This window comes from Nocardioides sp. PD653-B2, assembly GCF_002117935.1.
Lineage (GTDB): Bacteria > Actinomycetota > Actinomycetes > Propionibacteriales > Nocardioidaceae > Nocardioides.
The window spans coordinates 140,919-167,055 of record NZ_BDJE01000025.1 but is presented as its reverse complement, the minus strand read 5'-3'; the positions used below and the strand labels follow the sequence as shown (position 1 = coordinate 167,055).

22 protein-coding genes are annotated in these 26,137 nt (G+C 71.3%); 10 read left to right on the top strand and 12 right to left on the bottom strand.

The genetic code is table 11. The features are described 5' to 3' along the window. Window positions 1-53 precede the first annotated feature (53 nt). Entirely contained in the window at window positions 54-590 is a 537-nt protein-coding gene (locus PD653B2_RS11470; RefSeq protein ID WP_085872509.1) for a CGNR zinc finger domain-containing protein, read from the bottom strand. Between the two features lie 39 nt (window positions 591-629). Between PD653B2_RS11470 and PD653B2_RS11465 the strand changes: the two genes are divergently transcribed. Continuing rightward, window positions 630-1,601: an EamA family transporter gene (locus PD653B2_RS11465; RefSeq protein WP_085872508.1), complete on the top strand. Its 972-nt coding sequence runs from the start codon at window positions 630-632 to the stop codon at window positions 1,599-1,601. A 54-nt stretch (window positions 1,602-1,655) separates the two neighbouring features. Beyond that, complete coding sequence (locus PD653B2_RS11460; protein ID WP_242665248.1) at window positions 1,656-2,063, top strand: sigma factor; 408 nt, start codon at window positions 1,656-1,658, stop codon at window positions 2,061-2,063. Between the two features lie 6 nt (window positions 2,064-2,069). On the opposite strand, the gene PD653B2_RS11455 is transcribed toward PD653B2_RS11460, so the two are convergent. From PD653B2_RS11455 to mce, 4 genes are all read right to left on the bottom strand, one after another. Then, complete coding sequence (locus PD653B2_RS11455) at window positions 2,070-3,194, bottom strand: AI-2E family transporter (RefSeq protein WP_085872506.1); 1,125 nt, start codon at window positions 3,192-3,194, stop codon at window positions 2,070-2,072. Next, window positions 3,191-4,468, bottom strand: coding sequence for a hypothetical protein (locus tag PD653B2_RS11450; protein ID WP_207559427.1), 1,278 nt, complete (start codon window positions 4,466-4,468; stop codon window positions 3,191-3,193). The genes PD653B2_RS11455 and PD653B2_RS11450 overlap by 4 nt, the downstream gene beginning before the upstream one ends. A 127-nt stretch (window positions 4,469-4,595) precedes the next feature. Further along, window positions 4,596-5,948 (bottom strand): crotonyl-CoA carboxylase/reductase, encoded by a 1,353-nt coding sequence (gene ccrA / locus PD653B2_RS11445; RefSeq protein WP_207559428.1) that lies wholly within the window; start codon window positions 5,946-5,948, stop codon window positions 4,596-4,598. A gap of 79 nt (window positions 5,949-6,027) precedes the next feature. Continuing rightward, complete coding sequence (gene mce / locus PD653B2_RS11440) at window positions 6,028-6,483, bottom strand: methylmalonyl-CoA epimerase (RefSeq protein ID WP_085872504.1); 456 nt, start codon at window positions 6,481-6,483, stop codon at window positions 6,028-6,030. A gap of 137 nt (window positions 6,484-6,620) precedes the next feature. Between mce and PD653B2_RS11435 the strand changes: the two genes are divergently transcribed. The 7 genes from PD653B2_RS11435 to PD653B2_RS11405 all read left to right on the top strand — a co-directional run bounded on the left by PD653B2_RS11435 (window position 6,621) and on the right by PD653B2_RS11405 (window position 14,260). Further along, window positions 6,621-7,811: an acetyl-CoA C-acetyltransferase gene (locus tag PD653B2_RS11435; RefSeq protein ID WP_085872503.1), complete on the top strand. Its 1,191-nt coding sequence runs from the start codon at window positions 6,621-6,623 to the stop codon at window positions 7,809-7,811. Continuing rightward, window positions 7,795-8,763: a methylmalonyl Co-A mutase-associated GTPase MeaB gene (gene meaB / locus PD653B2_RS11430; RefSeq protein WP_085872502.1), complete on the top strand. Its 969-nt coding sequence runs from the start codon at window positions 7,795-7,797 to the stop codon at window positions 8,761-8,763. The genes PD653B2_RS11435 and meaB overlap by 17 nt, the downstream gene beginning before the upstream one ends. Before the next feature lie 137 nt (window positions 8,764-8,900). Continuing rightward, window positions 8,901-9,389, top strand: a complete 489-nt coding sequence (locus PD653B2_RS11425; RefSeq protein WP_085872501.1) for a MarR family winged helix-turn-helix transcriptional regulator — start codon at window positions 8,901-8,903, stop codon at window positions 9,387-9,389. A 74-nt stretch (window positions 9,390-9,463) separates the two neighbouring features. After that, the gene (locus PD653B2_RS11420) at window positions 9,464-11,152 is read left to right on the top strand and encodes an acyl-CoA mutase large subunit family protein (RefSeq protein ID WP_085872500.1); all 1,689 of its coding nucleotides are present in this window, start codon (window positions 9,464-9,466) and stop codon (window positions 11,150-11,152) included. 84 nt (window positions 11,153-11,236) lie between these two features. Next, window positions 11,237-12,481: an acetyl-CoA hydrolase/transferase family protein gene (locus PD653B2_RS11415; protein ID WP_085872499.1), complete on the top strand. Its 1,245-nt coding sequence runs from the start codon at window positions 11,237-11,239 to the stop codon at window positions 12,479-12,481. Continuing rightward, entirely contained in the window at window positions 12,478-13,416 is a 939-nt protein-coding gene (locus tag PD653B2_RS11410) for a co-chaperone YbbN (RefSeq protein ID WP_085872498.1), read from the top strand. Before PD653B2_RS11415 ends, PD653B2_RS11410 begins: the two co-directional genes overlap by 4 nt. A gap of 19 nt (window positions 13,417-13,435) precedes the next feature. Continuing rightward, window positions 13,436-14,260 (top strand): hypothetical protein, encoded by an 825-nt coding sequence (locus tag PD653B2_RS11405; protein WP_085872497.1) that lies wholly within the window; start codon window positions 13,436-13,438, stop codon window positions 14,258-14,260. Here PD653B2_RS11405 and PD653B2_RS11400 read toward each other — a convergent pair. After that, window positions 14,219-15,106 carry a LysR family transcriptional regulator gene (locus PD653B2_RS11400; RefSeq protein WP_085872496.1) on the bottom strand — a complete coding sequence of 296 codons (888 nt, stop codon included), beginning with the start codon at window positions 15,104-15,106 and terminating at the stop codon, window positions 14,219-14,221. The genes PD653B2_RS11405 and PD653B2_RS11400 overlap by 42 nt on opposite strands. 72 nt (window positions 15,107-15,178) lie before the next feature. Between PD653B2_RS11400 and PD653B2_RS11395 the strand changes: the two genes are divergently transcribed. Beyond that, a complete protein-coding gene (locus PD653B2_RS11395; RefSeq protein ID WP_085872495.1) occupies window positions 15,179-16,150 on the top strand; it encodes an EamA family transporter in 972 nt (323 codons plus the stop codon). Between the two features lie 319 nt (window positions 16,151-16,469). Here PD653B2_RS11395 and PD653B2_RS11390 read toward each other — a convergent pair whose 3' ends face one another. The 6 genes from PD653B2_RS11390 to PD653B2_RS11365 all read right to left on the bottom strand — a co-directional run bounded on the left by PD653B2_RS11390 (window position 16,470) and on the right by PD653B2_RS11365 (window position 25,894). Next, window positions 16,470-17,225, bottom strand: coding sequence for a hypothetical protein (locus tag PD653B2_RS11390; protein WP_085872494.1), 756 nt, complete (start codon window positions 17,223-17,225; stop codon window positions 16,470-16,472). A gap of 484 nt (window positions 17,226-17,709) precedes the next feature. Continuing rightward, window positions 17,710-18,480 (bottom strand): NUDIX hydrolase, encoded by a 771-nt coding sequence (locus PD653B2_RS11385; protein ID WP_085872493.1) that lies wholly within the window; start codon window positions 18,478-18,480, stop codon window positions 17,710-17,712. Between the two features lie 13 nt (window positions 18,481-18,493). Next, entirely contained in the window at window positions 18,494-20,725 is a 2,232-nt protein-coding gene (gene glgB, locus PD653B2_RS11380) for a 1,4-alpha-glucan branching protein GlgB (RefSeq protein WP_085872492.1), read from the bottom strand. After that, window positions 20,722-22,164, bottom strand: coding sequence for a maltokinase N-terminal cap-like domain-containing protein (locus tag PD653B2_RS11375; protein ID WP_085872491.1), 1,443 nt, complete (start codon window positions 22,162-22,164; stop codon window positions 20,722-20,724). Before PD653B2_RS11375 ends, glgB begins: the two co-directional genes overlap by 4 nt. Next, window positions 22,161-23,900 carry a maltose alpha-D-glucosyltransferase gene (treS, locus tag PD653B2_RS11370; RefSeq protein WP_085872490.1) on the bottom strand — a complete coding sequence of 580 codons (1,740 nt, stop codon included), beginning with the start codon at window positions 23,898-23,900 and terminating at the stop codon, window positions 22,161-22,163. The genes PD653B2_RS11375 and treS overlap by 4 nt, the downstream gene beginning before the upstream one ends. After that, a complete protein-coding gene (locus PD653B2_RS11365; RefSeq protein WP_085872489.1) occupies window positions 23,897-25,894 on the bottom strand; it encodes an alpha-1,4-glucan--maltose-1-phosphate maltosyltransferase in 1,998 nt (665 codons plus the stop codon). Before PD653B2_RS11365 ends, treS begins: the two co-directional genes overlap by 4 nt. Window positions 25,895-26,137 lie beyond the last annotated feature (243 nt).

Here is a 26,137-nt window from a genome sequence, read left to right as displayed (position 1 = left end):
GCCTTCCTCAACCACCGACCGACGGGGGTTTCGAGACAGGACTTCGTCCTACTTCAACCAGCGGACTGGCGCGCGCGGTAGGCGGCGACCGCGTTGCGGTTGCCGCAGGTGGTGGAGCAGAAGCGGCGGGAGCGGTTGCGGGAGAGGTCGAGGACGACGCCGTTGCAGGTGTCGTCGGCGCAGACGCCGAGACGCGACATCTCGTCGGAGCGGATCACGTCGATCATCGCCATCGCGGTCTCGACGAGGATCCGGGTGGGGAAGTCGCGCTCGGGCTCGACGGCGTGGAGGTGCCAGTCCCAGACGTCGTGGCGCACGAGCTGGGGGACCGCAGCGGTGTCGGCGAGCATCGCGTTGACCAAGGCGACCGCGTCGTCGCGCGAGGCGGTGAGCAGCTCGTAGAGAGCCGGCCGGATCGCCCGGACCCGGTCGAGCTCGGCGCGGTCGCCGTCGCGGCGTCCGGTGTAGTCGAACTCGGCGTAGAACGCGTCGAGGTCCTCCACGCTCTCCAGGGTGTCCGGCGCGAGCGCGGAGTTCGCGAGCGTCACCGCCGCCTGGAGGGACACCTCGGTGTCATGAGTGAAGACCACGTTGACAGGTTACACGGCCAGCGCCTAGTGTCACTAGTCATGGCGACGATGGCTCATGACGAGGTGGCTCCGGTCGCCAGCGGCTCGCGGCTGGCGAGCGGCCTCGGGTTCGCGATCATCTCGGCCACGTCGTTCGGCATGTCCGGCGCCCTGGCCCGCCAGCTGCTCGACTCCGGCTGGAGCGCGGGTGCGATCGTGCTGATCCGCGTCGGCATCGCCGCGCTGGTCGTCGTCCCCTTCGGACTGGTCTCCCTGCGCGGACGCTGGAGCCTGCTGCGCCGCAACGCCGGCCTGGTCCTCGTGTACGGCACACTCGCCGTCGCCGGCGCCCAGTTCTGCTACTTCTCCGCCGTCGCCCACATGCAGGTCGGGCCGGCGCTGCTCATCGAGTACACCGCCCCTGCCGCGGTCGTCGTCTGGCTCTGGCTGCGCCACGGCCAGCGGCCCGGTCCGGTCACGCTCGTCGGCGCCGGTCTGGCGGCGCTCGGGCTGGTGCTGGTCCTCGACCTGCTCTCGGGTGCCGACCTCAGCGTCGCGGGGGTGCTGTGGGCACTGGCCGCGATGGTCGGCGCGGCGACGTACTTCGTCATCTCCGCCGACGAGGACAACGGCCTGCCGCCGATGGTGCTCGCCGCCGCCGGGCTCGTGGTGGGGGCGCTGGTCCTCGGCGTGCTCGGCCTCGTCAGCCCGCTGCCGATGCGCGCGAGCAGCGACGCCGTCACGTACGCCGGCACCACGGTCGACTGGTGGGTGCCACTGGTCGTGCTCGGCGTGGTCACCGCGGCGATTCCGTACACGAGCGGCATTGCCGCCGGTCGCCGGCTCGGCTCCCGGCTGGCGTCGTTCGTCGCGCTGCTCGAGGTGGTCGCGGGCGTGGTGTTCGCCTGGCTGCTCCTCGACGAGCTGCCCCGGGCCGTCCAGCTGCTCGGTGGCCTGCTGATCCTGGCCGGCGTGGTGTTCGTGAAGCTCGGCGAGCGGTCCACCGCCGAGATGCCGGCCGAGATCCCCTAGGAACCGCTGCAACAGAACGGCCGTCCCACGCGTGTGTCCGACATGGAGGTGGGGGTGACCGACGAGCGCGCCACCGTCGACTACCCGTCGTTCGACGAGTGGGTCGAGGCGCGGGTGGCCGCGCTGCTGCGGTGCGCCTACCTGGTCACCGGCTCCCAGCACGCCGCCGAGGACGCCGTGCAGTCGGCGCTCACCCGGGCCTGCGAGGGGTGGAGCCGGGTGCGCCGGACGACCGACCCCGACGCGTACGTGCGCCGGATGGTCGTCAACGCACACGTCTCGGCCTGGCGGCGCAGCGGGCGCCGGGAGCTGGTGGTGGCGGAGGTGCGCGACACCGAGACGGCGGACCACGCGGCCGACATCGCCACCGGCGACGCGGTCTGGCGGGTCTGCGCGATGCTCCCGCCCCAGCAGCGGGCGGCCGTGGTGCTGCGCGTCTACTTCATCGGGCCGCTCGGCTGAGCGGCGTCAACGCTGGTCCTGCCGCCTGACCCACACCTCGCGGGTGAGCATCAGGATCGAGGCCGCGGTCGGGATCGCGAGCAGTGCGCCGACGACACCGAAGAGCGCCGCGCCGATGAGGGCCGCGATCACCGTGACCGCGCCCGGCACGTCGACGGACTTCGACATCACCCGCGGGTAGATCACGTAGTTCTCGAGCTGCTGGTAGATGACGTAGAAGATCGCGCAGGCCAGGCCGATCCTCCAGTCCTCGGCGAAGCCGATCGCGGTGACGATGACGGCGCCGAGGGTCGCGCCGATCATCGGGATCACGTCGAGGAGCGCGACCACGAAGGCGAGCGCGACGGCGTACTCGCTCAGGCCGACGGCGAACAGGAAGACCAGCGACGAGATGCCGGCGCACATCGCGACGATGAACGCGCCGGAGACGTAGCCGCCGACGCTGCGGACCACCCGGTTGCCGAGGCGGCTGACGCGGTCGCGGCGCGACGCCGGCGCCAGGCGGTAGAGCGCCGACTTGGTGTTCTCCAGGGAGGCGAGGAAGTAGAGCGTCAGCACGACGACGATGAAGCCGTTGAACAGCGCACCGAGGACGGCCAGGCCGACGCCCAGTGCCCCGCCGAAGAGCGCACCGGCGAAGTCGCCGGCGGTCACGTAGTCCCGGATCTTCGCGATGATGTCGTACTCGTCGTCGAGCCGCTGGACCTGGGGGTTGCGCTGGAGCTGGTCGAGCCAGGTCGGGACGTTCTCGGTGAGAGACCTGACCTGGTCGGCGATGACCGGCACGATCGCGACCAGGAACAGCGCGAGTGCGCCCAGCACGATGACGATCACGGTCAGGACGGCGTACGACCGGCGCATGCCGTGGCGCTCGAAGAAGCGGACGGCGGGATCGAGGCCCGCCGCCAGGAACAGCGAGACCACGATCAGCATCAGGGTCGAGCCGATGGCCTCGATCTGCATCGCGAACCAGATCGCGACCAGCACGCCCAGCCCGCCGATGAAGCCGACGTAGAACGGCGCGTGGTGGTCGAGCGGAGGACCGGGCTCGCCGAGGTAGTCCTCGTCGACGGGGTTGTCTGTGTCGTCGGCCTTCGAGCCGGAGTCCTCGAGCGCCGGGGCGTCCGTCACTCGTCGTCCTCGCCGAAACCGGCGACGACGTCGCGCAGGGAGGCGAGCTGGGCGGTGATCGCGTCGCGGCGCTTGGCCATCCGGTCGACCTCGGCCCGGATGGCGGCGAGCTCGCGCTCGGCGTCGGCCACGCCCGTGGAGCTGATCGAGTCGGCCTGGGTGCGGGCCGAGGCCACGATCTGCTCGGCCTCGCGACGGGCCCGGCTGAGCAGCGCCTCGGCCTCGGTGGTGGCCTGGCTGCGGTGCTGGTTGGCCTGGGCGGTGGCCTCGCGGGCCCGCGTCTCGGCGGCGGTCGCGCGCTCCTCGGCCTCCTCGACCAGGCGGCGGGTCTCGGCGGTGGCGCTGGCGTGGTGGTCGGTCGCCTCGCGGGCGAGCCGCTCCTTCTCGACCGCGAGCGTACGGCGGGCCTCCTGGACCTCGCGGTCGGCGGCGGCGCGCTGCTGCTCGGCCTCCCGGGTGGCGGCGGTGCGGAGCTCGTTGGTCTCCTGCGTCGCGGCGAGCCGCATCTGGTCGGCCTCGCGCTTGGCGGAGGCGACCAGGTCGGTGGCCTCGGCGCGGGCGTGCGCGCGCTCCTGCTCGGCGTCGGCCATCAGGCGGTTGCGGTTCTCGTCGAGCTCCTTGAGCTGGACCAGGCGCATGTCCTCGGCCTCGCGGGCGGCGTCGGCGCGGATCGCCTTGGCATCGCGCGCCGCCTGCTCGCGGATCTCGGCGGCGTCGCGCTCGGCGGTCTGGCGGACCTCGGCCGCCTCCTCCTCGGCGAGCCGCAGCATCGCGCTCGCACGGCCGCCGAGACCGGCGTACGACGGGGTCTTGCTCTCGGCGAGCTCCTCGCGGGCCTGGGCGAGCTGCTCCTCGAGCTCGAGGACGTGCCGCTCCGACTCGGTGAGGCTGCTGCTGAGCCCGGCCTTCTCGGTGGTCAGCTGGCGCACGCGGGCGTCGACGGCATCCTTGTCGTAGCCGCCCTTGCGGACGACGGGGAAGCCGGCGGGTGAGGCCATCGGGCCGCTCGACTGGGGGCGCGGTGGGGTGGCGGCCGGCGGGAGGACGGGCTTCTGGGCCCGCGGGGCTGCGGGGGCAGGCGCCTGCGTCTGGGCCGGTGCGGGAGCGGCCACGGCGGGCTGCTGCTGGGTCTTCTCGACCTTCGGCTCGGCAGCGGGCTGCGGTGCCGAGGCCGGCGGGACGACCGGGATCACCTGCGTCGCTTCTTCGTCCACGACCGGCTCGGTCTCCTCCGGGTCCTTGTCGTCGAAGATGGACAGTCCCTGGTCGCTCATCGCGGCGGTACCCCTTCTCGGCTCTCGGCTGATCGTCGGGACCAGTGTTGCCGATCGACCCGAAACAGCCCACCCCGGCCTCCGACTAATTATCGGAGACCGGGGTGGTCGAGGACTCGAGCGCGGATCAGACGCCGCGGAAGCGGTTGATCGCGTCGATGTGCTGGGCGCGCATCTCCTCGTCGCGGACCCCGAGGCCCTCCTCGGGGGCCAGGCAGAGCACGCCGACCTTGCCCTGGTGGGCGTTCTGGTGGACGTCGAGCGCCGCCTGCCCGACCTCGTCGAGGGAGTAGGTGCGCGACAGGGTGGGGTGGATCTTGCCCTTGGCGATCAGGCGGTTGGCCTCCCACGACTCGCGGTAGTTGGCGAAGTGCGAGGAGATGATCCTCTTGAGGTTCATCCACAGGTAGCGGTTGTCGTACTCGTGCATGTAGCCGCTGGTGGAGGCGCAGGTGGTGATGGTGCCGCCCTTGCGGGTGACGTAGACCGACGCGCCGAAGGTCTCGCGGCCCGGGTGCTCGAAGACGATGTCGATGTCCTCACCGCCGGTGAGGTCGCGGATCATGCCACCGAACCGACGCCACTCCTTGGGGTCCTGGGTGTGCGGGTCCTTCCAGAACTTCAGGTCGGCCTCGGAGCGGTTGATGATCATCTCCGCACCCATCGAGCGGGCGATCGCGGCCTTCTCCTCGTTGGAGACCACGCACACCGGGTTGGCGCCGCCGTTGAGGGCGTACTGCGTGGCGAAGCCGCCCAGGCCGCCGGACGCACCCCAGATCAGCACGTTGTCGCCCTGCTTCATGTCGCCGCCGTTCTTGGAGACGAGCTGGCGGTAGGCCGTGCAGTTGACCAGGCCGGGGGAGGCGGCCTCCTCCCAGGTGAGGTGAGCGGGCTTGGGCATCAGCTGGTTGGCCTTGACCAGGGCGATGTGCGCGAGGCCGCCGAAGTTGGTCTCGAAGCCCCAGATCCGCTGCTCCGGGTCGAGCATCGTGTCGTTGTGGCCGTCGGGCGACTCGAGCTCGACCGAGAGGCAGTGTGCGACGACCTCGGTGCCCGGGGCCCACTTCGTGACGCCGGCGCCGGTCGCGAGCACGACGCCCGCGAGGTCGGACCCCACCACGTGGTAGGGCAGGTCGTGGCGCTTGGCGAGCGGCGAGAGCCGGCCGTAGCGCTCGAGGAAGCCGAAGGTCGAGACCGGCTCGAAGATCGAGGTCCACACGGTGTTGTAGTTGATCGCCGAGGCCATCACCGCGACGTACGCCTCGCCGGGGCCGAGCTCGGGCAGCGCCACGTCCTCGACGTGGAGGGACTTGCGGGGGTCCTTGTCGCGGGTCTCCAGCCCCTCGAAGATGTCGACCTCGTCCTTGTGCACCGTCACGGCGCGGTAGGACTCGGGGATCTCGAGGTTGGCGAAGTCGTCGGCGGAGATGCTCTGTGGGTCTGCTGAGGCGGCCATGATCGCGTCGAGGATGTGCTGCACGTCGGCTCCTGGTGTCGGGGTCGTTGGACGGGAGATTACCCACGAGTAACCGGTCGGGACACCCCGTGTGACGCGTCCCTCAGTGGGGCGCGGCGGCCGGCTCCACCAGCTCGACCAGCACGCCGCCGGCGTCCTTGGGGTGGATGAAGTTGATCCGCGAGTCCGAGGTGCCCCGCCGCGGCTCGTCGTACAGCAGGCGGACGCCGCGCTCGCGCAGGATCGCGCTGACCGCGTCGACGTCGGTGACCCGGTAGGCCATCTGCTGGATGCCCGGGCCGGAGCGGTCGAGGAACTTCGCGATCGTCGAGTCCTCGTCGAGCGGGGCGAGCAGCTGGATGTGGGACCCGGAGTCGCCGACGGCCATCATCGCCTCGCGGACGCCCTGCTCCTCGTTGGTCTCCTGGTGTGCCAGCCGCATCCCGTAGGTCTCCTCGTAGAACGCGATCGCCACGTCGAGGTCGGGCACCGCGATGCCCACGTGGTCGATCGCGGTGAACAGCTGCTCCGGGATGCCAGACGTCGGGGGAGTACTCATGGGGCACATCGTCGTACGGCGTCGGTCCCACCGCGACCCGGTGTGACATGTTCCACCCTCACGGCCCGGGTGACCGGCACGTGACCCGTGGGTAAGGTCGGCAGAGAACCACCTCGACCACCTTCTGGAGGCACGTCATGTCCGGTTCCGTCATCGTCGCGGGGGCGCGCACCCCCATCGGTCGCCTGCTCGGGGGACTCAAGGACCTCTCCGCCGCCGACCTCGGTGGCGTCGCCATCAAGGGCGCTCTCGAGAAGGCCGGCGTGACCGGCGACCAGGTCGACTACCTGATCATGGGCCAGGTCATCCTGGCGGGCGCCGGCCAGAACCCCGCCCGGGCCGCGGGCATCGCGGCCGGGCTGCCGATGAGCATGCCGTCGATGACCATCAACAAGGTGTGCCTCTCCGGCCTCAACGCGATCGCGATGGCCGACCAGCTGATCCGCGCCGGCGAGGTCGACATCGTCGTGGCGGGTGGCATGGAGTCGATGACCAACGCCCCGCACCTGCTGCCCAAGTCGCGCGAGGGCTTCAAGTTCGGCGACGTGAAGCTCGTCGACTCGATGGCGTACGACGCGCTCTACGACCAGGCCACCCAGCAGGCGATGGGCGGGCTGACCGAGCAGGCCAACGCCGAGGGCATCAAGCTCACCCGCGAGGAGCAGGACGAGTTCGCGGCGGCGTCGCACCAGAAGGCCGCGGCCGCCTGGAAGAACGGCGTCTTCGACGACGAGGTCGTGCCGGTCTCGATCCCGCAGCGCAAGGGCGACCCGGTCGTCATCTCCGCCGACGAGGGCGTGCGCGGTGACACCACCGCCGAGTCGCTCGGCAAGCTGCGCCCGGCGTTCAGCAAGGAGGGCACCATCACGGCCGGCTCCTCCTCCCAGATCTCCGACGGCGCCTGCGCGGTCGTGGTGATGAGCAAGGCCAAGGCCGAGGAGCTCGGGCTCGAATGGCTGGCCGAGATCGGCGCCCACGGCATGGTCGCCGGCCCCGACTCGACGCTCCAGATGCAGCCCGCCAACGCGACCGCCAAGGCGTGCGCCAAGGAGGGCATCGCGCCCACCGACCTCGACCTGGTCGAGTTCAACGAGGCCTTCGCCGCGGTCGGCATCGAGTCGGCCCGCTCGCTGGGCCTCGACCCCGAGAAGGTCAACGTCAACGGCGGCGCGATCGCGCTCGGCCACCCGGTCGGCATGTCCGGCGCCCGCGTGGTCCTGCACCTCGCGCTCGAGCTGAAGCGTCGCGGTGGCGGCGTCGGCGCGGCCGCCCTGTGCGGCGGCGGTGGGCAGGGCGACGCCCTGATCGTGCGTGTCCCGAAGAGCTGACGCGTCGTCGGTTCCCGACCTCGTCGAGCGCGCCCGCGCCGGCGAGGCCCGGGCCGTCGCGCGCCTGATCTCGCTCGTCGAGGACGAGTCGCCGCTGCTGCGCGAGGTGATGGCCGCGCTCGCGCCGCACACCGGCAACGCCCAGGTCATCGGCATCACCGGCTCGCCCGGCGTCGGCAAGTCGACGTCGACCAACGCACTCGTCGCCGAGCTGCGCAAGCAGGGCAAGCGGGTCGGCGTGCTGGCGGTCGACCCGTCCTCGCCGTTCTCCGGCGGCGCGTTGCTGGGTGACCGCGTGCGGATGCAGGACCACGCCACGGATCGGGACGTCTACATCCGCTCGATGGCCTCTCGGGGCCACCTCGGCGGCTTGGCCTGGACGACGCCCCAGGCGCTGCGGGTCCTCGACGCGGCCGGCTGCGACGTGATCCTCATCGAGACGGTCGGCGTGGGTCAGAGCGAGGTCGAGATCGCCGGGCTCGCCGACACCACCATGGTGCTGCTCGCGCCGGGCATGGGTGACGGCATCCAGGCCGCCAAGGCCGGCATCCTCGAGATCGGGGACATCTACGTCGTCAACAAGGCCGACCGCGACGGCGCCGACCAGGTGCGCCGTGACCTGCGGTCGATGCTCGCCCTCGGGCAGGCCCCCGAGGGGTCCTGGAAGCCGCCCATCGTGAAGACCGTCGCCCAGAAGGCGCAGGGCCTCGACGAGGTCGTCGCCGAGATCGACCGGCACCGGGAGTGGCTGGCGTCCAGCGGCGAGCTCGACAAGCGGCGCACTCGCCGGGCCCGCGACGAGATCGAGGCGATCGCGGTCACCGCGCTGCGCCAGCGGTGGGGCGACGTGCACGGCCGCTCGGAGCTCGACGCCCTGGCGGCGGCCGTCGTCGCCGGGACGACCGACCCGTACGCCGCCGCGGACGAGCTGCTGGACACCTACTCCGACTGACATCGACTGACACCGACTGACGACAGGCTGCGGCGCGTGTCTCCCGGCCACGCCGGCGACCTCGAGACGGCGCCCGTGCCGGCCCGGCCGTGGGATGCGACACCGGCCTGGGCGGAGTCCGTCTAGTCTCGCCAGCGATGTCCCTTCCTTTCGATCCCATCGACGAAGCGGCCCGCCAGTGGGGCACCCACTGGGACGGCGTGCCGGCGATGCACGCGGTCACCTCACTGATGCGCGTCCAGCAGCTGGTGATCGGCCGTCTCGACGCGCTGCTCAAACCGCACGGTCTGACGTTCGCGCGCTACGAGGCGCTGGTGCTGCTGGTCTTCTCGTCGCGCGGCTCGCTGCCCCTCGGCAAGATGGGGGAGCGGCTCCAGGTCCACCCGACGTCGGTCACCTCGATCGTGCGCCGGCTCGAGTCGGCCGGACTCGTCTTACGGCGCGCGCACCCCGACGACGGCCGCGCCGTACTGGCCGAGATCACCCCCGCGGGGCGCGAGCTGGTCGAGGCGGCGACCCGGGACCTGGTCGGCGCCGACTTCGCGCTCGGGTCCCTGACGGAGGCCGAGCTGACCACCCTGTCCGCCCTGCTCACGCCGGTGCGCAAGGCGGCTGGGGACTTCTGACCCCGCCCCGGCCGACGTCTTCTCCGGCGGCGGTCAGGCTTGGGGAATTTAGTAGGACGTCCTACTATCTGGGTATGACGGAGAACGCGCGCTCGCGCTGGCAGGACCGCTACGACAAGTCCCGCGTCCGCGAGACCGACTTCACGACACTCAGCGGCGTCGAGCTCGCACCGGCGTACGGCACCGACGACTCGGAGTGGCCGGGCGAGTTCCCGTTCACCCGCGGGCTTTACCCGACGGGCTACCGCGGCCGGGCGTGGACGATCCGCCAGTTCGCCGGGTTCGGCAACGCGCAGCAGACCAACGAGCGGTACCGGATGATCCTCGGGCGCGGCGGCGGCGGCCTCAGCGTCGCCTTCGACATGCCGACCCTGATGGGCCGCGACTCCGACGACCCGATGTCGCTCGGCGAGGTCGGCCACTGCGGCGTCGCCATCGACTCGGCCGCCGACATGGAGATCCTGTTCGACGGGATCGACCTCGGCGACGTCACGACATCGATGACGATCAGCGGCCCCGCCGTGCCGATCTTCTGCATGATGATCGTGGCCGCCGAGCGCGCGGGCGTCGACACCGGCGAGCTCAACGGCACGTTGCAGACCGACATCTTCAAGGAGTACATCGCCCAGAAGGAGTGGCTCTTCACCCCGGAGCCGCACCTGCGCCTGATCGGCGACCTGATGGAGTACTGCGTCGAGAAGATCCCGGCGTACAAGCCGCTCTCGGTCTCCGGCTACCACATCCGCGAGGCCGGCTCGACGGCCGCGCAGGAGCTCGCGTTCACCCTCGCCGACGGTTTCGGGTACGTCGAGCTCGGGCTGTCGCGCGGCCTCGACGTCGATGTCTTCGCGCCCGGCCTGTCGTTCTTCTTCGACGCCCACGTGGACTTCTTCGAGGAGATCGCGAAGTTCCGCGCCGCCCGGCGGATCTGGGCGCGCTGGCTGCGCGACGTCTACGGCGCGAAGACCGAGAAGGCGCAGTGGCTGCGCTTCCACACCCAGACCGCGGGCGTCTCGCTGACCGCCCAGCAGCCCTACAACAACGTCGTCCGCACCGGCATCGAGGCGCTCTCCGCCGTGCTCGGCGGCACCAACTCACTGCACACCAACGCCCTCGACGAGACCCTCGCGCTGCCGAGCGAGCAGGCCGCCGAGATCGCGCTGCGCACCCAGCAGGTGATCATGGAGGAGACCGGCGTCGTCAACGTCGCGGACCCGCTCGGCGGTTCCTGGTACGTCGAGGCCCTCACCGACGAGATCGAGGCCGAGGCCCTCGAGATCTTCGACAAGATCCTCGCGATGGGCGGCTCGACGCTGACCTCGGCCCAGCCCGAGAAGCTCGCGGAGGCGGTCGGCCGCGGCGAGTGGCTGATGACGCGAGGCCTGCTACGCGGCATCGAGGAGGGCTGGTTCATGTCCGAGATCGCCGAGGCCGCGTTCCAGTACCAGGTCGCTCTCGAGAAGGGCCAGAAGCGGATCGTCGGCGTCAACTGCCACGAGGAGTCGGTCACCCACGACCTCGAGATCCTGCGGGTCTCCCACGAGGTCGAGGTCGAGCAGGTCCGCGCGCTCGCCGCCCGCCGCCAGGGCCGCGACGACGCCGCGGTGTCGGCGGCGCTGACCCGTCTCGTCGACGTCGCCCGCACCGACGGCAACATGATCGAGCCGATGCTCGACGCCGTCCGCGTCGAGGCGACGCTCGGCGAGATCTGCGACGTGCTGCGCGCCGAGTGGGGCGAGTACCGCGAGCCTGCCCGGTTCTGATCGGTCCGGACGGGCCTGACCGGCCCCCGAGGTCGGGACCTTCGGCCCCCGCCCGTCGTACGACGGTTCTGGTGCAATGAGGGCGTGGACCTCGAACGCGCCCTCGCCGCGCTGCCCGCTGACCCGCGCATCGTCGTCACCGGCAACCACGCCATCCCGTGGCACACGCTGAAGCTGGTCGACGCCGCGCTCGACGAGTACCGCCTCTGGGTCCTCAACGGCCAGCCCGGGCTGCCCGACCGGGACGGCGTGACGCTCGAGACGTCGTTCGTCGGGGCGGGCATGCGCCGTAGCCCCCGGCTCAGCTACGTGCCGTCCCGGCTGTCGATGGTGCCGACGCTCTTCGCCCGCCAGCTGCCGCCGGACGCCGTCGTGCTGCACACGACCCGGCCCCGCCGCGGCCAGGTCTCCCTCGGGGTCGAGGTGAACGTGCTGCCCGCCGCGCTCGAGGCGGTCCGGCGCAACGGGGGCCTGGTGGTCGCCCAGGTCAACGACCGGATGCCGTGGACGTACGGCGACGCCCTGGTCGACCTGGACCTGGTGGACGTGCTGGTGGAGGCCGACGGCCCGCTGCCGACCGCACCGGTGACGGTGATCGACGAGGCGTCGGCACGGATCGGCCGGCTGGTCGCCGAGCGGGTGCCCGACGGCGCGACCATCCAGGCCGGCATCGGGGCCGTGCCCGACGCGACGATGCGCGGCCTGACCGGGCGCAGCGGACTGCGGGTGTGGACCGAGATGTTCTCCGACAGCGTGCTCGAGCTGGAGAAGGTCGGGGCGCTCGACCGCAACGTCGCGATCTCGGCGTCCTTCCTCTTCGGCTCGCCCGAGCTGCTCGACTGGGTGGACGGCAACGAGCGCGTCGAGATGCTCCGCACCGAGGTCACCAACAGCCCGGCGCTGATCGCCCGCAACCCGTCGATGGTCAGCGTCAACACCGCCCTGCAGGTCGACCTGTTCGGGCAGGCCAACGCGTCGCGCATCAACGCGCGGATCCACTCCGGCTTCGGTGGTCAGACCGACTTCATCGTGGGCGCCATGCACAGCGCCGGCGGCCAGGCGTTCATCGCGCTGCGGTCGTGGCACCCCAAGGCCGACTGCTCGACGGTCGTGCCGCTGGTCGACGAGCCGGTGACGTCGTTCCAGATGAGCGCGATCGTCACCGAGCAGGGGCTGGCCGAGGTCTTCGGGCGTGACCAGCACGAGCAGGCACGCCAGATCATCGAGCACGCGGCGCACCCCAGCGTGCGCGACGAGCTGTGGGAGGAGGCGGTCGCGCTGGGCCTCGGTCCGCGCGCTGTCGGGGGCTCCCTAGGATTGGCCCCATGACGCAGCAGCCGTTCTCCCGCCCGGGCGCCATCGACCTCTCCGGACTCAAGCGACCCGCGCCCACCCCGCCGCCCGCGGGCGGCGGAGCCGCGCCCGCCGGGGGCTCGTCGTACTCGGTGGAGCTGACGGAGGAGAACTTCCAGGCGACCATCGAGGCCTCGATGACGGCGCCGGTGCTGCTGGTCTTCTACTCGCCCACCCGGATGCCCGAGAGCGTGCAGCTCGCCGACGACATCGTGACCCTGTCCGGCGAGTTCGAGGGGCGGTTCCTCGCCGGCCTGGTCGACATCGACGCCGTGCCGGCGATCGCGCAGGCCATGCAGATCCCGTCGGTCCCGCTGGTCATCGCCGTGCTCGACGGCCGCCCCGCGCCGCTCTTCCAGGACGTGCTGCCGATCGACGAGCTGCGCACCGCGCTGACCCAGGTGATGCAGCAGCTGACCACCCAGGGCGTCACCGGCCGCCACCAGCCGCGCTCCGCGGCTCCCGCGGCCGAGGGCGAGGAGGGCGAGGAGCCGGGCTTCGACCCGCGCTACGCCGCCGCCCAGGAGGCGCTCGGCGAGGGCGACATCGACCGCGCGGTCGCCGAGTACCAGAAGCTCGTGGACGCCAACCCGGCCGACGCCGAGGCGGCGGCCGGCCTGGCCATGGCCAAGCTGCTCCAGCGCACCCAGGGCGTCGACCTCAACGAGGCACGCGCGGCCGCGGCCGCCGCCCCCGACGACGTCGACGCCCAGACGATGGTGGCCGACCTGGACATGCTCGGTGGCCACGTCGAGGACGCGTTCATCCGGCTGATCGAGATGGTCCGCCGTACGTCGGGCGACGAGCGCAACCAGGCGCGTGAGCACCTGATCGGGCTCTTCGGCGCCGTCGGCAACGACGACCCGCGGGTGCTCAAGGGCCGGCAGAGCCTGGCATCTGCGCTGTTCTGAGTCGGCGGCCGACTCCGGGATGAGGGTGCTCACGGCGTTCTCGCGAGGCAAGGGCGCGGCACCGAACCTGGACCGGTTCGTGGTGACCGACGACTGGGTCGCGGTCTTCGACGGCGTGACCCCGAAGAGCCCTGACCTCGACGGGGCGACCGCTGCCACTGCCGCGCTCGTGGACGACCTGGTGGCCGCGGTCCGGTCCGCGGCGCCCGACGTCGACCCGGTGGTGCTGGTCGACCGGCTCGCCGAGGTCGCCACCGATCATCAAGGCGAGCACCAGCCGGCCGCCGCCGGAGCGGTCTTCTCGTTGAGGCGTCGGCAGGTGGTCGTGATCACCGACGTGTGGGTGTCGGTCGACGGCGTCGCCAGGTTCTACGGCCACGACTTCGAGACCGTGGTCACCCAGGCGCGCCGGGCGCTCACCGAGGCCGAGCTGGCCGCGGGGCGCAGCGTCGACGAGCTGCGGGCCGAGGATCCCGGTCGGCGTGCGGTGCACGAGCTGCTCGTGGGGGAGTCGGCGCTGCGCAACGTCGACGCCGACGGGCCGTACTTCTACGCCGCGCTCGACGGGCGCCCGGTGCCGCACCGGTTGCTGACGGTGGTCGAGATCCCGGCCGGCGCACGCACCCTGTGTCTGGCTTCGGACGGCTACCCCGTGCTCGAGTCGAGCTGGGAGGAGACCGAGCGGGCCCTGCGGCGCGACCTCGCGGCCGACCCGCTGCGGATCGGCCCGCACGGCGGACCCAAGGCGCTCGCGCCGGGAGCCGAGAACGACGACGACCGGACGTTCGTGCTGGTCGACCTGTCAGCCGGCGAGGGCGTCGAGGACGGCTCGCACCGCGGGTGAGTCGGCCATGCTGCGCCGGTGCACCGCGATCACGTCGCGGGTGGGCTCCGGGTCGTGGGCGGGTACGGCGACCAGCTGGTCGCCGAGCGGCTGACGCCCGAGCCGGGGCACCAGCGCGATGCCGAGGCCGGCGCGGACCAGGGCGAGGTGGGAGTCGAACTCCATCGCCGTGTGCGCGATCCGGGGCAGCCGGCCGGTGTCGGCGTACATCCGGGTCAGCCACTGGCGACAGATGGTGCCCTCGGGGGTGGCGATCCAGGCCTCGTCGACGAGGTCGCGCGGGCTGACGACCGCGTAGCCGGCCAGGGGGTGCTCGACGTGCACGACCACGTCGGCGACGTCGTGGGCGACGACCGTGGCCGTGAGGTGCTCGGGGATCGCGATCGGCACGTCGCCCCAGCGGTGCACGACGCCGAGGTCGCTCTGGCCGGTCGCGACCAGGTCGACGGTGTCCCACGGCTCGCGCTCGGTGAGCGCCAGGGTGAGGTCGGGGTGGGCGTCGCGGAGGTCGCGGACGACCGGCGCGACCAGGCCGCGCATCGCGGTGGAGAACGCCGTGAGCCGGAGGTGTCCGGAGACCGCGCCGGCCCGCTGGTGGAGGCCGGACTCGACCTGCTCGAGGTCGGCCAGCAGGCGGGCGCCCGCATCGACGAGGTGTCGGCCGTGGTCGGTGAGGATCACGCCGCGACCGACCCGTTCGAGCAGCGGCACCCCGGTCTGCTTCTCCAGTCGCTTGACCTGCTGGGAGACCGCACTGGGCGTGAACCCGAGCGCGTCGGCGGCGCCGACGACGGAGCCGTGCGTGGCCACGGCCTGGAGGCTGCTGAGTCCGGCGAGGTCGATCATGAAGCGATGCTACCTAAATCATTGCAGGACAATTCGCTGGTGCTTCACGATCGGAGCGGCGAGGCTGGTCCCATGAACCGACGTGACTCGCTGCTCGCCGCGCTGGTCGCCACGATCTGGGGCTTCAACTTCGTGGTGATCGACTGGGGGATGCACGACGTCCCGCCGCTGCTGTTCGTGGCGATCCGGTTCGTGGTGGTGGTCTTCCCGGCGATCTTGTTCCTCCGCCGCCCGGCCGCGCCCTGGCGGACCGTGGCCGCGGTCGGCGTCTTCATGTCGCTGGGCCAGTTCGGTTTCCTCTACGTCTCGATGGACGCCGGGCTGCCGCCCGGACTGGCGGCGCTGGTGCTGCAGGCCCAGGTGATCTTCACGGTGCTGATCGCGGCCGGTGTGCTCCGCGAGATCCCGACGCCCGCCCAGGTGGCGGGCGTCGTCCTCGGCTCCGTGGGGCTCGCGGTGGTCGCCGTGGGCCGCGGGGGGCACGTCACCGCCGCCGCGCTCGCCCTGTGCCTGCTGGCCGCGCTGTCGTGGGGCATCGGCAACACCGTCGCGCGGGCCTCCGGGGTGAAGGGCGGTCTCTCGCTGACCGTCTGGTCCGCGCTCGTCGTACCGATCCCGCTGGTGGCGCTCTCCGTCGCGCTCGACGGGCCGGGCGTGGTCGGTCACGCGGTGGCGTCGTTCTCGTGGCAGGCCGGCCTCTCGACGCTCTACACGGCGGTGCTCGCCTCGCTCGTGGGGTACGGCGTCTTCAACACGCTGCTCGGCCGCAACCCGTCGTCCTCTGTGGTGCCGTGGGTGCTGCTCGCGCCGGTGGTCGCGATGGCGTCCGCCTGGCTGCTGCTCGACCAGCAGCCGAACTCCGCCGAGATCGTCGGCGGAGTCCTGCTGATCCTGGGCGTGCTGGTGGCGATGCGACCGTCAGGCGGCCGGGCCCTTCGCGCGGACGTCGGCGACGGCGGTCATCGCGTCGCGGAGCTCGGCGAGCCAGTCGCTCTCGTGCTGGCCGACGAGCCGGACGCACCAGGCCAGCGCGTCCGCCCGTGATCGCGCGACCCCGGCGTCGACCAGGGGGTCGAGCACCCGTCGCTGGGTGTCCTCGCGGGACGCCGACGCGCGGCTCGCGCGGGCCTCACCGCCGTCAACGCCGAGTCGGCGCCAGTTTCCCCGGCCAAGCGCTCGAGTCGGCGCCAGTTTCCGGACACGCTGGGAACGGGCGCCGACTCGGCGGGGTCTGACCCGGGGGGCTCACCGGCGGGCGCCCGGGCGGTCCGGGCGGGCAGCGCCTGCCCACACGACGTCAGTGGACATCCCAGCACGAAGGCCAGCAGCGGGGCTCGGTCTGCGTAGCGGCGCATGGCGGCTCTCAGCCTGCTGCGAGCTTGTACAGTCGACCATCGGCAGTGGCTGTCCATACGTAGCGCCCAGTGCATGCGACGTAGCCGGGGAACGGGGCACGGATGGTGCGGACGACTTCGCCGTCTGCGTCGACCGCCCGAAGCCCGGGCGCGTTGCCATACCTGGCGCCGAGGTCCTTCTGCGTGGTCCAGATCCGACCAGCACAACGGGCGACGGCGCTCACGGGGCCGCCGGCAACCCGGATTGTCTGCAGACTTCCGTGCGAGTCGACCGTAACCAGGGAGGCGCCGGACACCCACAAGCGACCTCCCAGGAATGCCGCACCAGCCCCCAACGTGCCGGGCACCCGCACGATGTCGGGGTGCGCGACCTGAGTCCGGAGGTCCATCAGCGATACCCGGCCAGCACTGTCGATCGCCCAGAGCGTGTTTTGCGCGACGGCGAGCATCCGGACCGGTGCAGCGAGCCTGAGGACAGGCGTGGGACTCGGCAGAAGCGCACGCACGTCCCCGTCGCCCGTGCCGACCAGCAGCTGGCTGCCTGCCCTCACCACGGCCAAAGCGAGGCCATCACCCGCTGCGATCGACGTGACTCGCCCTGACCTCGTGTTCACCTCGATCGCGGTGGCGACGACCGCGCCGCCCTCCTGGTGCCAGGTGGGCAACCAGATCCGGGACCTTCCCGGCGCGGATGCGATCTGCGTGCCCAGGGTTCCAGGGACGTCCAGCGCCCGCGCGCCACCGGTCCCGGCCAACCTCGTCACGGCGGCACCACCGTCGCTACCCCGACAGCTGAGAACCGTCACCCGACGCTGACTCGCTGTGAGGCCACAGACCTCACCCGCGCGCGGCGAGTACTGCACCCGGGAGGCACAGACTCGTCAGTCGATGGCGTCCCAAGACTCGCCACTCCCCGGCCGGTCGACGACGCTGCCGCCCGAGCACGACCCAAGTGAAGCCATCAGAAGGGACGCGGTGACCAGCGAGAGCAGCCGGGCCCGGCCGGGAGGAAGCGCAGTTGTGGTGACGAGCGCGGCGCGTCTCATGCAACCTCCTCTTTGCTGCTTCGACGCTCAGGCAAGCGGAACGGTTGCTGTCTCAACTGTCGCGATGCGGCTCGATCTGAGGCTGGAGCAGGCCCGAGAATGGGGCACCCAGTGAGGGGAAACTGGCGCCGACTCGGCGGGGGCTGAGGAGAAACTGGCGCCGACTCGGCGGGGGCTGAGGGGAAACTGGCGCCGACTCGGCTCAGGCGCCGGACTCGGTGTACGCCGGACCGCTGGCGCCACCGGGTCCGGGGAGGTTGGCGAGCGCGGACTCGATCCGGCGTGCGGTGAAGTCCGCACAGAGCTCGCGGGCCTGGTCGAGCGTGCAGAACTCCGCGGAGCGGATCTCGCGGGTCTGCTTCACGATCGAGTCGAGGATCGAGGCGTCGTGGACGCCGCCGTCGAAGACCAGGCAGAGCGCGTCGTCCCAGCCGCTCCAGGGCGGCAGCCAGTCCGTCAGCAGCAGGGGACCGGCGGGCAGCGCCAGCCCGAGCTCCTCCTCGACCTCACGGGAGACGGCCAGCTGCGGTGACTCACCCACCTCGACGACACCGCCGGGCAGGTCCCAGTCCTGCTTGTAGGTCAGCTGGCAGAGCAGCACCCGGTCGGCGCGGTCGCGCAGCAGCATCTGGCTGATCGCCCGCTTGCGCGGCAGGAACGAGTTGAGCAGCGCGCGGAAGCCCTCCGGCTCGTGCACGGGGACGTCGGTCGCCAGCCGTGCGTAGACGATCCGGTCGACCGGCTCGCCGTCCACGGTCACGCCGCGCATCACGCCCTCGCGGCGCAGCCCCGACCAGGTCGCCGTCCGCTGGGTGACCTCGTCGTCGGGGTCGACCAGCGCCTCGACGCGGGCGTGCTCGAGCAGGGCGGCGGCGACCTCGTGTCGTACGACGTCGACGGGCTGCTCGGGCGACCACGAGATCCGGGCAACGCCCACCGCGACCGTGGTCACGAAAGGGTCTGGAGCGGGCACGGGGAAACCTTAGTCAGGCGCGCTTGCGGAACCACACCGTGGCCAGCGGCGGTACGACGATCGTCGCGTGCGCGGGCTGCCCCGACCAGCTGCCCTCCACCGCCTCGACCAGGCCGAAGTTGCCGACTCCCGAGCCGGCGTAGATCTCGGCGTCGGTGTTGAGCACCTCGTCCCACTCGCCGGCCGACGGCAGCCCGAGGCGGTAGTCGTCGTGCGGCACCGCTGCGAAGTTGGAGACGCAGACCAGGTCGGCTGCGCCGCCGCTCCCGCGCCGGATGAACGAGAAGACGTTGCGGCCGGCGTCGTTGGCGTCGATCCACTCGAAGCCGGCGGGCTCGTGGTCGAGCGACCAGATGGCGGGCGAGGCGACGTACGCGGTGTTGAGGTCGCGCACCAGCGACTGCACGCCGCGGTGCTCGGGGTGGTCGAGCAGCCACCAGTCGAGCTCGCGGGACTCCGCCCACTCCGACTCCTGGCCCAGCTCGATGCCCATGAACAGCAGCTGCTTGCCCGGGTGCGCCCACATGAAGCCGAGGTAGGCGCGCAGGTTGGCCAGCTGCTGCCACCGGTCACCCGGCATCTTGCGCAGCAGCGAGCCCTTGCCGTGCACGACCTCGTCGTGGCTGATCGGCAGGACGTAGTTCTCCGACCACTGGTAGACGAGCGAGAACGTCATCTCGCCGTGGTGGTAGGCGCGGTGCACGGGGTCGTTCGCCATGTAGTCGAGCGAGTCGTGCATCCAGCCCATGTTCCACTTGAAGCCGAAGCCGAGCCCGTCGTCGGCGGTCGGCTTCGTGACGCCCGGCCAGGACGTCGACTCCTCGGCGATCGTGGTGATGCCGGGGACCCGCTTGTAGACGGTCGCGTTCATCTCTTGGAGGAACTGCACCGCCTCGAGGTTCTCGTGGCCGCCGTGGATGTTCGGCGACCACTCACCCTCCTCGCGGGCGTAGTCGAGGTAGAGCATCGACGCGACTCCGTCGACCCGGAGGCCGTCGGCGTGGAACTCCTCGAGCCAGTAGATCGCGTTCGCGTAGAGGAAGTTGCGGACCTCCCGGCGCCCGAAGTTGAAGATGTGGGAGCCCCACTCCTTGTGCCAGCCGCGCTGCGGGTTGGGGTCCTCGTAGAGCGGCGTGCCGTCGAAGCGCGCCAGCGCCCACTCGTCGGTCGCGAAGTGGCCCGGCACCCAGTCGAGGATGACGCCGACGCCGGCCTGGTGCAGCCGGTCGACGAGCAGGCGGAAGCCGTCGGGGTCGCCGAAGCGCGCGTCCGGCGCGAAGTACGACGTGACGTGGTAGCCCCACGAGCCGCCGAACGGGTGCTGCATGACCGGCATCAGCTCGACGTGGGTGAAGCCCAGGTCGGCGACGTACGCCGGCAGCTCGTCGGCCAGCTCGGCCCACGACCAGTAGCGGCCGTCGTGGTGCTTCTTCCACGAGCCGAGGTGCAGCTCGTAGACGCTCATCGGCGACGAGACCGGCTGCTTCGACGGCCGGTCGGCGAGCCAGTCGGCGTCGTTCCAGGTGTAGCTCGACTCGAAGACCTTCGACGCGGTGTCGGCGGGCTTCTCGGCCCACGCCGCCATCGGGTCGGCCTTCTCGCGCCACTGGCCGTCGGGTCCGAGGATCGTGTACTTGTACGCCGACCCGCTGCCCGCGCCCGGCACGAACAGCTCCCACACCCCGGACTCGCCGAGCTGGCGCATCGGGTGCTCGCGGCCGTCCCAGTTGTTGAAGTCGGCCTTGAGCCGGATCGCCCGGGCGGACGGCGCCCAGACCGCGAACGACGTGCCGGTCACGGGACCCATGACGCCCGGGTAGTGCTGGACGTGGGCGCCGAGCACCTCCCAGAGCTGCTCGTGGCGGCCCTCGTTGATGAGGTGGAGGTCCACCTCGCCGAGCGTGGGGAGGAAGCGGTAGGGGTCGTCGACGAGGAGCGGGTCGCCGCCGTACGCGACGGAGACGCGGTAGTCGGGGACGTCCGTGAGCGGCAGCACGCCGGCCCAGACGCCCTCGTGCTCGTGGGCGAGCTCGGCCTCCTCGTCGTCGCCCCACCGGATCGAGACGCGGGTCGCGAGCGGCTTGTAGACGCGCACGGTGAGCCCCCCGTCGTAGGGGTGGGGGCCGAGCACGGTGTGGGGGTCTCCGTGCTCGCCGTGGACGAGCCGGTCGAGCTCCTCGGTCGATGCCGGCGCGAGGGCCGGGCTCGTCGCTGGCGTGGGCTTGGGCGTGGGCTTGGGGGTCATGCCGCTCCGATCCTCGCCACGGCCTCGAGTGGGATGGCCACCCAGGTCGGACGGTTGCGCGTCTCGTACACGGTCTCGTACACGGCCTTGTCGGCGACGTACGCATCGAGCAGGATCCGCTGCTCGGTGGACAGGGCACCGCCGTTGTAGGCCTCGAGGAAGTGGTTGCGGTTGCGGTGGGCCCACTCCTCGGCGCGGTAGGCGCGCTGCGCGGCGCCCTCGGGGTGGTCCTCGGCGAACGACCGCTCGACCACGTGGGGCACGTAGTCGAACGAGCGGAGCATCCCGGCGACGTCGCGCCAGGGGGAGTCGGGGAGCAGCCGCTCGGTCAGGGGCTTGGCGGGCTCGCCCTCGAAGTCGACGATCTTCCAGCCGAGGCTGGTGCGCAGGGTCTGGCCGAGGTGCAGGTCGCCGTGGATCTGCTGCACCGCGAGCCGGTCGAGCCCACGCAGCCGCGCGTAGGCCACCCGCAGCGCGTCGGCGTGCGCGGCGAGCTCGGGCACGATCGGCAGGGCGGCGGCCAGTCGGGCGTCCATCGCGTCGGCGAGCTCGGCGCAGGCGGCGGGGCCGCGGGTCTCGGTGGGGAAGTGCTCGGCGAGCACGTCGTGCACCTCACGCAGGGCCTCGCCCAGGCGTGCGGACTCCGACGCGAAGTCGCCGCCGGCCTCGTAGGCGTGGATGTCCGCCTCGGCGAACAGGTTGCGGGCGCTGGAGAGCGCGAGGTCCCAGCCGTCGCTCGCGGTCCGGAGGAACTGCTGGAGCATCGCGAGCTGCATGGTCGTGCCCGCGCCGCCGTCCGCCTCCTCGTCGACCCAGTCCAGCCAGCCGTAGAGCGCCGCGACGTGGTCGGAGCCGACCCGGGTCAGCACCTCGTGGACGCTGATGTCGGGGTTGACCCCGGGCGTGATCTTGCGGAAGACCTTCATCAGCGAGTCGTCGCCGTAGGCCACCGAGGAGTTGGACTGCTCGCCCGAGAAGAGCGTGGAGTGGGCGGTCAGGTCGAGGACGTGGCCGGGCAGCCGGTGGAAGCGCAGCCCGCTCGGCGCGTCGTGCAGGTTGCCGCCGGTCTCGCCCGCGGCCCGGTCGAAGGCCCGCAGCCACGCGTCCATCGCCTCGCGGTCGTGGAGGGCGTCGTAGGCGTGCACCCAGCCGTACGTCGGGTCCTCCCACCAGCCGATGAAGGCGTGGTCGAGGCGGCCCTCGGGGTCGGTGTAGAACGCCATCGGCACCTGGTAGAGCTCGACGCCGCCCGGGTCGTCGTGGTAGCTCACCTCGACGAGGTCGATCACGACGCGAGGTCCGCCCTCCGCCTCGGTCGGCACCTCGCCGACGCGGCGCGCGCCGGAGACCGCGAACGGGCGGCCCTTGCCGCCGAACCAGCGGGTGCGCTCGAAGTAGCGGACGAAGACGTCCAGGTCCGGACTTGCTTCCGGGCTCACAGCAACAACCCCTCCTCAGTTTTCTCGGGGGTCGTCGTCAGACGGAACCAGTAGAAGCCGTAGCCCGCCAGCGTCAGGAGGTACGGCAGCTCGCCGATCTCCGGGAACGGCACCCCGCCGAGCAGCTCGATCGGCCGGCGGCCTTCGTAGCGGCGTAGGTCGAGCTCGACCGGCTGCGGGAACCGCGACAGGTTGTTGACGCAGAGGATCAGGTCCTCGTTGCCCTCGTCGTCGACGTACTCCCGGACATAGGACAGGACGGTGGAGTTCGAACCCCCGAGGTCGTGGAACTCCCCGAGCCCGAAAGCCGGGTGGTTGCGGCGCGCGTGGATCATCCGGCGCGTCCAGTGCAGGAGCGACGACTGGTTCTCGAGCTGTGCTTCGACATTGACCGACTGGTACCCGAAAACCGGGTCCTGGATCACCGGGCGGTCGAGCTTGCCGGGCGTGGCCGACGAGAAGCCGGCGTTGCGGTCGGCGGTCCACTGCATCGGCGTGCGCACGCCGTCACGATCGCCGAGCCAGATGTTGTCGCCCATGCCGATCTCGTCGCCGTAGTAGAGGACGGGGGAGCCGGGCAGGGAGAGGAGCAGCGCGTTGAAGAGCTCCATCTGGTTGGTGTCGTTGTCGAGGAGCGGCGCGAGGCGTCGCCGGATGCCGATGTTGGCCTTCATCCGCGGGTCCTTGGCGTACTCGCCCCACATGTAGTCGCGGTCCTCGTCGGTGACCATCTCGAGGGTGAGCTCGTCGTGGTTGCGCAGGAAGATGCCCCACTGGCAGCCGGACGGGATCGGCGGCGTCTGCTCGAGGATCTCGGAGATCGGGAAGCGCGACTCGCGGCGCACGGCCATGAAGATGCGCGGCATCACCGGGAAGTGGAAGGCCATCTGGCACTCGTCACCCCCGACGGACGGGTCGCCGAAGTACTCGACGACGTCGCTCGGCCATTGGTTGGCCTCGCAGAGCAGCACCCGGCCCGGGTAGTTGTCGTCGACGAACTTGCGGCACATCCGCAGGAACTCGTGGGTCTCGGGGAGGTTCTCGCCGTTCGTGCCCGGACGCTCGTAGAGGTAGGGCACCGCGTCGAGGCGGAACCCGTCGAGGCCCATGTCCAGCCAGAACGACATCGCCTCGATCATGGCCTCGTGGACCTTGGGGTTGTCGAAGTTGAGGTCGGGCTGGTGGGAGAAGAACCGGTGCCAGAAGTACTGCTGGCGGACCGGGTCCCAGGTCCAGTTCGACGGCTCGGTGTCGACGAAGATGATCCGGGCGTCCTGGTAGAGCTCGTCGGTGTCGGACCACACGTAGAAGTCGCCGTACGGCCCGTCCGGGTCGCTCCGCGACTCCTGGAACCACCGGTGCTGGTCGCTGGTGTGGTTCATGACGAAGTCGATGATCACGCGGATGCCGCGCTGGTGGGCCTGGTCGAGGAAGAACTGGAAGTCCTCGACGGTGCCGATCTCGGGCAGCACACCGGTGTAGTCGGCGACGTCGTAGCCGTCGTCGCGCAGCGGGCTCGGGAAGAACGGCGGGATCCAGAGGCAGTCGACACCCAGCCACTGCAGGTAGTCGAGCTTCTCGACCAGCCCGCGGAAGTCGCCGGTGCCGTCCGCGTTGGAGTCGCGGAACGCGCGGACCAGCACCTCGTAGAAGACGGCGGTCTTGAACCAGTCGGGCGTCGAGACGGAGGCCTGGCCCATGTCGACGCCGGAGTCGGAGGTCAGCTCCTCGCTCATCGCGGGCTCCTGACGGTGAGGATGTGCGCGGGCTCGACCGACGGGTCGAGCCGGACGTAGTTGTGCTCGCCCCAGCTCCAGTCGGCGCCGGTGATCTCGTCGTGGACCGAGAACGAGTCGCTGCTGGTGAGCCCGAGCGCCGCCAGGTCGAGGTGGACCATCGTCTCGCGGGTCGCGTGCGGGTCGACGTTGACGACCACGATCACGACGTCGCTCCGCCCGTCAGGGAGGGCGTGCTTCTTGGAGAAGACCAGGATGTTCTCGTCGTCGCTCCCGTGGATCGCGACGTTGCGCAGCAGCTGGAGGGCCGGGTGTGCGCGGCGGATCTCGTTGAGCCGGGTGAGGTACGGCGCGAGGCTGCGGCCCGCGGTCTCGGCGGCGTCCCAGTCCCGGACCCGGATCTGGTACTTCTCCGAGTCGAGGTACTCCTCGCTGCCCGGCTTCACCGCGACGTGCTCGAAGAGCTCGTAGCCGGCGTAGACGCCCCAGCTGGGGGAGCCGGTGGCCGCGATCGCGGCCCGGATCTTGAACGCCGCGGGCCCGCCGTACTGGAGGTAGGCGTGGAGGATGTCGGGCGTGTTCACGAAGAAGTTCGGGCGCATCAGGTGGTCGGTCTCGTGGGACAGCTCGCGGAGGTACTCCTCGATCTCCCACTTCGCGTTGCGCCACGTGAAGTACGTGTAGGACTGGTGGAAACCGATCGCCCCGAGGGCGCGCATCATCGCCGGGCGGGTGAACGCCTCGGCCAGGAACAGCACGTCGGGGTCGGTGCGCCGGATCTCCTTGAGCAGCCACTCCCAGAACGCGAGCGGCTTGGTGTGCGGGTTGTCGACACGGAACACCCGGACGCCGTGCGACATCCAGAGCCGGACGATCCGCAGCACCTCCTTGCAGATGCCGGTCGGGTCGTTGTCGAAGTTGACCGGGTAGATGTCCTGGTACTTCTTGGGCGGGTTCTCGGCGTAGGCGATCGTGCCGTCGGCCCGCGTCGTGAACCACTCGGGGTGCGACGTCACCCACGGGTGGTCGGGCGCGGCCTGGAGCGCGAGGTCGAGCGCGACCTCGAGGCCGAGCTCGCGGGCTCGGCCGACGAAGGCGTCGAAGTCCGCGAACGTGCCGAGGTCGGGGTGGATGGCGTCGTGCCCGCCGTCCTTCGACCCGATCGCCCAGGGCGAGCCGGTGTCGTCGGGGCCGGGGTCGAGGGTGTTGTTCGGGCCCTTGCGGTTGACCTCGCCGATCGGGTGGATCGGCGGCAGGTAGATGACGTCGAACCCCATGGCCGCCACGGCGTCGAGCCGCTCGGCCGCGGTCCTGAAGTTGCCGCTGGTGACCTTGCCGGTCTTCGGGTCGCGGGTGGCGCCCTCGGAGCGCGGGAAGAACTCGTACCAGCTGCTGGCGAGCGCGGCGCGGCGGTCGGCGTACGCCGGGTAGGGACCCTCGACGGTGACCAGCTCGCGGATCGGGTGGGCGGCGAGGACTCGGGTCACCTCGGGGGACTGGAGCACGGCGAGCCGCGCCTCGGGCGGCCGGGTCGTGTCGACGGCGGCGTTGATCGCGCCCTCGAGCACGGTGGTCGCGCCGGAGGCGGCCGGGTCGCGCGGGTCGATCGACGCCAGCACCTTGCCGAGCAGGATGTCTGCCTCGGTGAACATCAGGTCGACGTCGACGCCGGCGGGGATCTTGAGCCCGGCGGCGTGCTGCCAGGTCCCGATCGGGTCCGACCACGCGACGACCTCGAAGCTCCAGGCACCCTCGGCGTCCGGGGTCACCCAGGCCTCGTACAGGTCCGGCACCTCGGCGTGCTCACTCATCCGCACCGGCGGCCGTCGCCGGCCGTCGGGTCCGACGAGCACCACCTCGGCCCCCAGGCTGTCGTGTCCCTCGCGGAACACGTTCGCCGTGACGGGGAAGGGCTCGCCGATGGTCGCCTTGGCGGGCTGACGACCCAGGTCGACCAGCGGCGTGACGTTCATGACGGGGATGCGTCCGACCATTCATCCAACCTAGCGAGAGTGAGGGGACGTGCGCCAAGCGCGTCTGCGCCGACGCCCTCCGCCGTACCCCTCACACCCGAGGGGAAACAAGTGGTGTCCAGCGGTCGGACCAGGGCGACGACCCCTCAGGAGTCGCCGCCCGGTCCGGTCGACGGGTGTGTCTCAGAACACCTGCAGCTCGCGCCGTTCCGTTGGTCGAGGAAGGACGAAGTCCTGTCTCGAAACCCCCGCAGCCGAGGTGGC